This is a genomic window from Noviherbaspirillum sp., assembly GCF_036846085.1.
In the GTDB taxonomy this organism is placed as follows: Bacteria; Pseudomonadota; Gammaproteobacteria; order Burkholderiales; family Burkholderiaceae_D; genus Noviherbaspirillum.
In genome coordinates, this window is sequence record NZ_DAIUCO010000276.1 from 1 (window position 1) to 6,648 (window position 6,648).

Sequence of the window (6,648 nt, forward strand, 5' to 3'; positions counted from 1 at the left end):
GCGTCGCTCGACCGATTCACCGAAACCCACCTGTCCTTCCTCGACCAGCTGATGGAGTCGATCGGCGTGGTTCTGCATACCATCGAGGCGAACAGCCGTACCGAATCGTTGCTGACGCAGTCGCAGTCGCTGGCGCAGGAACTGCAGCAGACCAATCTGGAACTGGCGGAAAAGGCGCGCCTGCTGTCCGACCAGAACATCGAGGTGGAACGCAAGAACCGCGAGGTGGAACAGGCGAAGCTGGCGCTGGAGGAAAAGGCCACCCAGCTCGCGCTGTCGTCGAAATACAAATCCGAGTTCCTGGCCAACATGTCGCACGAGCTGCGCACGCCGCTCAACAGCCTGCTGATCCTGGCGCAGCAGTTGTCCGACAACCCGGACCGCAACCTGTCCGAGAAGCAGGTGGAATTCGCGAAGACGATCTACGGCTCCGGCAGCGACCTGCTGACGCTCATCAACGACATCCTCGACCTGTCGAAGATCGAGTCCGGAACGGTCACGCTGGAAGTCAGCGAATGCCGATTCCGCACCCTGCGCGGTTATGTCGAACGTACCTTCCGTCACATGGCGGAGGCGAAGAACATCAACTTCGCCGTCGACCTGGCGGAAACCCTGCCTGTGGCGATGATGACCGACACCACGCGCCTTCAGCAGATCCTGAAGAACCTGTTATCGAATGCGTTCAAATTCACCGCGCATGGACAGGTATCGCTCAATATCACGATGGCGAGTACCGGCTGGACCGCCGATCATCCGAACCTTGCACAGGCGGACGGCGTGCTTGCCTTTTCGGTGACCGATACCGGCGTCGGTATCGCTTCGGACAAGCTGCAGCTGATCTTCGAAGCCTTCCAGCAGGCCGACGGCAGTACGGCACGCAAATACGGCGGCACCGGCCTCGGCCTGTCGATCAGCCGCGAACTCGCGCGCCTGCTCGGCGGCGAGATCCGGGTGGAAAGCGTCATCGGGGTCGGCAGTACCTTTACCCTGTTCCTGCCCTACAACCGCGCCGGATTCATCAATTACGAAACGCCGCGCCATGCGCCCACGCCGACACAGGTGCTGGCGCAACAACAAGCCGCGTCGCCGTCCATCGTGTCGAAGATTGTGTATGCGGAAGCCGAGGATGTGGAGGTGATGGCCGAGGAGGAGCTGGAGCCGACGCCGGTGCGTGTTGAAATGCCGGTCGCTCATTATGAGACGACGCTGGACGACCGCGCGCTCATCGCCCCCGGCGATCCGTCCGTGCTGATCGTCGAGGACGATGCCCGGTTCGCCAAGGTGCTGCTCGACTATGCGCGCGAAAAGAACTTCAAGGGCATCGTTACTTCGAAGGGTGATTCGGCGCTCACGCTGGCGCGCGACTATATGCCGGCCGCCATCCTGCTCGATATCGACCTGCCGGATATCGACGGCTTCACGGTACTCGATCGCCTGAAGCGTGATCCCAGCACGCGGCATATTCCCGTCCACGTCATTTCCACGCTGAAGGAGCGCGAACGCGCGCTGCGGCATGGTGCGATCTCCTACCTGCACAAGCCGGTGTCGCGCGAACGCCTGCAGGAAGAGTATTCCCGCATCCAGCAGTTCCTGGTGCGCGGCAAGCGCAGCCTGCTGGTGGTGGAGGACGACAAGATGCAGCGCGACACCATCGTGGCGCTGATCGGCGAAAGCGATGTGCAGATCACCGGTGTCGAGACCGGTCAGGATGCGCTCAATGCACTGAAGTCGTCGCACTTCGATTGCATGGTGCTGGACCTGACCCTGCCCGACATGAGCGGATTCGAGCTGCTCGACAAGATCGGCGAGGACTCGACCTTGCGCAACCTGCCAATCGTCGTGTACACCGCCAAGGAGCTGAACCGCAAGGAAGTGACCCGGCTGAAGAAGATCGCCAAGACGGTGGTGGTCAAGGATGCCCGTTCACCCGAGCGCCTGCTCGACGAAACCGCGCTGTTCCTGCATCGCGCCCATGCCAGCCTGCCGGAGACGCAGCGCCGCATGCTCGATGAAATCCACGCCGCCGACGGTGGACTGGCGGGCCGCAAGGTGCTGATCGTCGACGATGACCTGCGCAACATCTTCGCGCTCAGTTCAGTGCTGGAGCGGCAGCAGATGAAAGTGTCGTTTGCGGAGAACGGCCGGGACGGCATCGAAGTGCTGGAAAAGGACCCGTCGATCGAGATCGTGCTGATGGACATCATGATGCCGGAGATGGATGGCTACGACACCATGCGTGCCATCCGCAACATTCCGAAGTTCAAGTTGCTGCCGATCATCACGCTTACCGCCAAGGCGATGAAGGGCGACCGCGATAAATGTATTGCCGCCGGCGCCTCCGACTACATCACCAAGCCAGTGGATGTAGCGCAACTGCTGTCGCTGATGCGGGTATGGCTGCATCAATAGTCATGCCGGTGATTCGCGCGGCGCAAGCCGTCGAAGACCTGGAGATCGACCTCCTGCTGGAGGGCGTTTTCCAGTATTCCGGCTATGATTTCCGCGGCTATCAGCGCGAGCCGCTGCGGCAGAAGCTGCACGCGCTGATGCAGGCGGATGGCATGCCGACGGTCTCCGCCTTGCAAGACAAGGTATTGCACGATACCGCCGCCTTCGAATCGCTGTTGCGCATATTGAGCGGGCAGCCTGCGCCGCTGTTCGACAATCCCGGGCATTTCCGTGCCTTGCGGGATGCGCTCGGGCCATGGCTGCGTTCCTGTCCATCCCCGAAAATCTGGATCGCCGATTGCCTGTCGTCGGAAGAGGCATGCTCGCTGGCGATCCTGCTGAAGGAAGAAAACCTGTACGACCGCACGAGGATCTTCGCCACGGTTTCCAACGAATCGTTGCTGGAAGAGGCCAGCGGCGGCAGCTTTCCGTTGCAGAAAATGCCGGAGTACGAGGAGAACTATCGCCGCAGCGGCGGTCAGGGCATGCTCGCCAACTACTGCATCGAAAGCGAGGGAAGGGCGTTATTCATTCCCGAGTTGCGCCGCAATATCACCTGGGCGCATTACAACCTGACGACCGATGCGTCCTTCAATGAATTCGAGCTCATCGTATGCCGTCGCCGGCTGGGAGATTTTGGGGTAGCGCTGCGTCGCAGGGCGCTGCAGCTGTTCCATGAGAGCCTGCCGTTGTTTGGCATGCTGAGTGTCGATGCGACGGCGGATTTTTCCGCGACACCGTTTGATTCGCGCTACAAGCCGGTCTGCGCGGAGCAGGGCTTGTATCGCAGAATGGTGTAGTCCGGCCAGACAAGACGCATACGGTGCATTCCGAACGCACCGTGTTGCGGATCCCTTACTGCAGGTCAGGCCGCCGCGCCCTGTCGCACGAATCCCAGCACAGCCGAAATTTCATTTGCTGTACTGACCAGGTCCTCGACCCACTCTTCCTGCAGGCGATCTGCCGGCGCGGAGATCGACAGGCCGGCGACCAGCTTGCCGGTGTCGTCGTGGATGCCGGCCGCCATGCACCGCACGCCGAGCTCGAGTTCCTCGTTGTCGCGCGCATAGCCGCGGGCGCGCACAAGACTGAGTTCGCGCTCCAGCTTGATCAGGTCGGTGATGGAATTCTTGTTATGGCCGGCAAGCCCGGTACGGGTTGCATAGGCGCGCACGGATTTGGCATCGTCAATCGACAGGAACAGCTTGCCGGTGGAGGTCAGGTGCAGGGGGGCCCGGCCGCCGATGGCCCGAACCACCTGCATGCCGGAGCGTTCGGAAAATGCGCGGTCGATGTACACAATCTCGTCACCCTGGCGGACGGACAGATTCACAGTCTGATGGGTCTTGCGGTGAAGGGCGCGCATGAAGTCGAGCGCGGCTTCCCGTACGTTGAGCCTGCTCTTGACGATGTTGCCGAGTTCCAGCAGGCGCATGCCGAGGCGATAGGAGCCGGCGTCGGCGCGGTCGACGAAGCGTTTCAGCACCAGGTCGTTGAGGATGCGATGTGCCGTCGACGGGTGCAGGCCGGTGACGGTCGACAGTTCCTTCAGGCTGACCGGGTCCGGATATTGAGCAAGGGCATCAAGTAACGAGATCAAGCGTTCGATTACCTGAATCGAGGTTTGATTGTCGGTGGATGAATCGGGTTTCATGATGTATTGGTGCGTTGCAGTAAAGGCTTTATATCACAATGTGAAAAAAACGAAAAGTCGTGCGAAAAGTTTTTCCGGCCGTCATTCAATAAATTTCATGATCCTGCAACAAGGTGTTCGAACTCACGCGCGCCATAATGCAGACATTCAACCACGTATGTTTCAGACAAGGATCACGCCATGGCAGTCATCACCTGCATCGAGGATTTGCGCATACTGGCGCAGCGCCGGGTGCCGCGCATGTTTTACGATTACGCCGATTCCGGCTCATGGACCGAGTCGACGTATCGTGCCAACAACACCGACTTTGCCGCCATCAAGTTTCGCCAGCGCGTGGCGGTCAACATGGAAAACCGTACCCTGGCAACCACAATGGCGGGGCAGCCCACCGTGATGCCGGTCGCGCTTGCGCCCACCGGGCTCACCGGAATGCAGCATGCCGACGGCGAAATCCTGGCTGCCAAGGCGGCCGAGAAATTCGGCGTGCCGTTCACCCTGTCGACCATGAGCATCTGCTCGATCGAGGATGTGGCGGCGAATACCAGCACCCCGTTCTGGTTCCAGGTCTATTTCCTGAAAGACCGTGAATTCATGGGCAAGCTGATCCAGCGCGCGAAGGCCGCCCGATGCTCCGCCCTGGTGCTCACCCTTGACCTGCAGATCCTCGGCCAGCGCCACAAGGACATGAAGAACGGCTTGTCCGCGCCGCCCAAGCTGACCGTTGCGAACATGCTCAACATGGCCACCAAGCCGGGCTGGTGTCTCGGCATGCTGCAGACCCGCCGCCGCGGCTTCGGCAATATCGTCGGCCACGCCAATGAAGTATCGGACATGTCGTCCCTGTCATCATGGACCGCCGAACAGTTCGACCCGGCGTTGTCCTGGGACCACATCAAGTGGGTCCGCGATCGCTGGGACGGCAAACTGATCCTGAAAGGCGTCATGGATGTCGAGGATGCCCGGATGGCCGCGCAATGCGGCGCCGACGCGCTCATCGTTTCCAATCATGGTGGCCGCCAGCTGGACGGAGCGGAATCATCGATCGCCGCATTGCCGGGGATTGTCGAAGCAGTCGGCGACCGTATAGAGGTCCAGATGGACGGCGGAATCCGATCCGGCCAGGACGTCATCAAGGCAATCGCCCTCGGCGCCCGCGGCGTCTATATCGGCCGGGCTTTCCTGTACGGCCTGGGCGCATTGGGCGAGGCGGGCGTCACCAAATGCCTGGAAATCATCCGCAAGGAACTCGATGTGACCATGGCGCTTTGCGGACTGACCGATATCAGGAAGGTCGATACATCCATCCTGCTGCCCGGTACCTATCCGCGTCCGCTCCCACCGCAATAAGCGGCCCTGCGGCCAGCCATGCCGTCACCGCTACCTTGACTGATAGAATTGCGCCTTCGATTCAGCGCGGCGGCGGTATGGCAAACGATGATCCACAAGTCAGCGAATTCAAAAGCAAAAGCGGTTTGAAGCGAATCCTCGGTGCGATCTCGTATTCGTTCGAAGGATTCCGGATGGCCTGGAAGAGCGAGCATGCGTTCCGCCAGGAGCTGATGGTCGTCGTGCCGGCCACAATCCTTGCGCTGACCTTGCCGATCATGCCGGTTGAGAAGCTGGCGCTGGTCGGTGTGCTGGTCCTGGTGCTGATCGTCGAGCTGATCAATTCCGCGATCGAAGCCGCGATCGATCGGATCTCCTTTGAACGGCACCAGCTATCCAAGAACGCGAAAGACTTCGGCAGCGCCGCCGTGTTTCTGGCCTGCTCGCTCGCGATCGCTACCTGGGCGGTGATTCTTTTTCCCCTCGCAACGCAGTAACCCGCTTTCCGTGCCCGATCGTCACGGCATCATGCCTGCCGGGGCGCGTTGCGGTCCACCCATTGGGCGAATGCCTGCAGAAATTTTTCCAGGAAGGCACGCGTCGAGTCGTTCGCGAGTTCGCCTTGCGGGGTGAACAGGCTGCCGGCGTTACCGATGTACGCTTCCGGCTGCTGCAGCACCGGCACATTCAAGAACACGAGCGACTGCCGCAGGTGATGATTGGCCCCGAAGCCGCCGATGGCGCCCGGTGACAGCGTAATGACCGCGCCGGGCTTGCCGTTCCACGCACTCTGGCCATATGGCCGGGAACCGACATCGATTGCATTCTTCAACGGGGCGGGGACCGATCGGTTGTACTCGGGCGTCACAAACAGCACCGCGTCCGCAGCCGCGAGACCCTGCTTGAAGTCGACCACCGGTTGGGGCGGATCGGCTTCCCAATCCTGGTTGTAGAGCGGCAGGTCGCCGATCTCGAGAATCGACAGCCGTAATGACGGTGGCGCCAGGGCAATCAGGGTCAGGGCAAGCTTTCTGTTCAGGGAATCCTTGCGCAGGCTACCTACAAGAATCGCTACGTTGCAGGGTGAGGACATGATAGGTCTTTCAGGACGCGGTTCGGTGTTGGCATTCGCGGGATCATGCTTGTTGCGATGCCGCAAATACATAGACATCTTTTCCATACCGTTGTTTCCATTGCTTTTGCCCAGTACATGTGTGAGG

Annotated in this window: 6 protein-coding genes; 4 read left to right on the top strand and 2 right to left on the bottom strand. The window is 60.6% G+C overall.

Going from position 1 to position 6,648, the window contains the following annotated elements; all coding sequences use genetic code 11:
- A partial coding sequence (locus V7080_RS22225) for an ATP-binding response regulator (protein ID WP_334190567.1) occupies positions 1–2,409 on the top strand: 2,409 nt, incomplete at its 5' end.
- Complete coding sequence (locus V7080_RS22230) at positions 2,394–3,248, top strand: CheR family methyltransferase (protein ID WP_334190568.1); 855 nt, start codon at positions 2,394–2,396, stop codon at positions 3,246–3,248. The genes V7080_RS22225 and V7080_RS22230, both read left to right, overlap by 16 nt.
- A 65-nt stretch (positions 3,249–3,313) precedes the next feature.
- On the opposite strand, the gene V7080_RS22235 is transcribed toward V7080_RS22230, so the two are convergent.
- Complete coding sequence (locus V7080_RS22235; protein ID WP_334190569.1) at positions 3,314–4,102, bottom strand: IclR family transcriptional regulator; 789 nt, start codon at positions 4,100–4,102, stop codon at positions 3,314–3,316.
- Between the two features lie 180 nt (positions 4,103–4,282).
- Here V7080_RS22235 and V7080_RS22240 point away from each other — a divergent pair, with 180 nt between their 5' ends.
- Complete coding sequence (locus tag V7080_RS22240) at positions 4,283–5,449, top strand: alpha-hydroxy acid oxidase (RefSeq protein ID WP_334190570.1); 1,167 nt, start codon at positions 4,283–4,285, stop codon at positions 5,447–5,449.
- Positions 5,450–5,526: 77 nt separating this feature from the next.
- A complete protein-coding gene (locus V7080_RS22245) occupies positions 5,527–5,925 on the top strand; it encodes a diacylglycerol kinase (protein WP_334190571.1) in 399 nt (132 codons plus the stop codon).
- Between the two features lie 29 nt (positions 5,926–5,954).
- Here the strand turns inward: V7080_RS22245 and V7080_RS22250 are convergent, their stop codons facing one another.
- Positions 5,955–6,521, bottom strand: coding sequence for an NADPH-dependent FMN reductase (locus tag V7080_RS22250; RefSeq protein WP_334190572.1), 567 nt, complete (start codon positions 6,519–6,521; stop codon positions 5,955–5,957).
- Between the last annotated feature and the right edge of the window lie 127 nt (positions 6,522–6,648).

Bases quoted from the DNA above. Each gene is read 5' to 3' on its own strand.
- V7080_RS22230 (WP_334190568.1), top strand. From the start codon at position 2,394: ATGGCTGCATCAATAGTCATGCCGGTGATTCGCGCGGCGCAAGCCGTC.
- V7080_RS22235 (WP_334190569.1), bottom strand. From the start codon at position 4,102: ATGAAACCCGATTCATCCACCGACAATCAAACCTCGATTCAGGTAATC.
- V7080_RS22240 (WP_334190570.1), top strand. From the start codon at position 4,283: ATGGCAGTCATCACCTGCATCGAGGATTTGCGCATACTGGCGCAGCGC.
- V7080_RS22245 (WP_334190571.1), top strand. From the start codon at position 5,527: ATGGCAAACGATGATCCACAAGTCAGCGAATTCAAAAGCAAAAGCGGT.
- V7080_RS22250 (WP_334190572.1), bottom strand. From the start codon at position 6,521: ATGTCCTCACCCTGCAACGTAGCGATTCTTGTAGGTAGCCTGCGCAAG.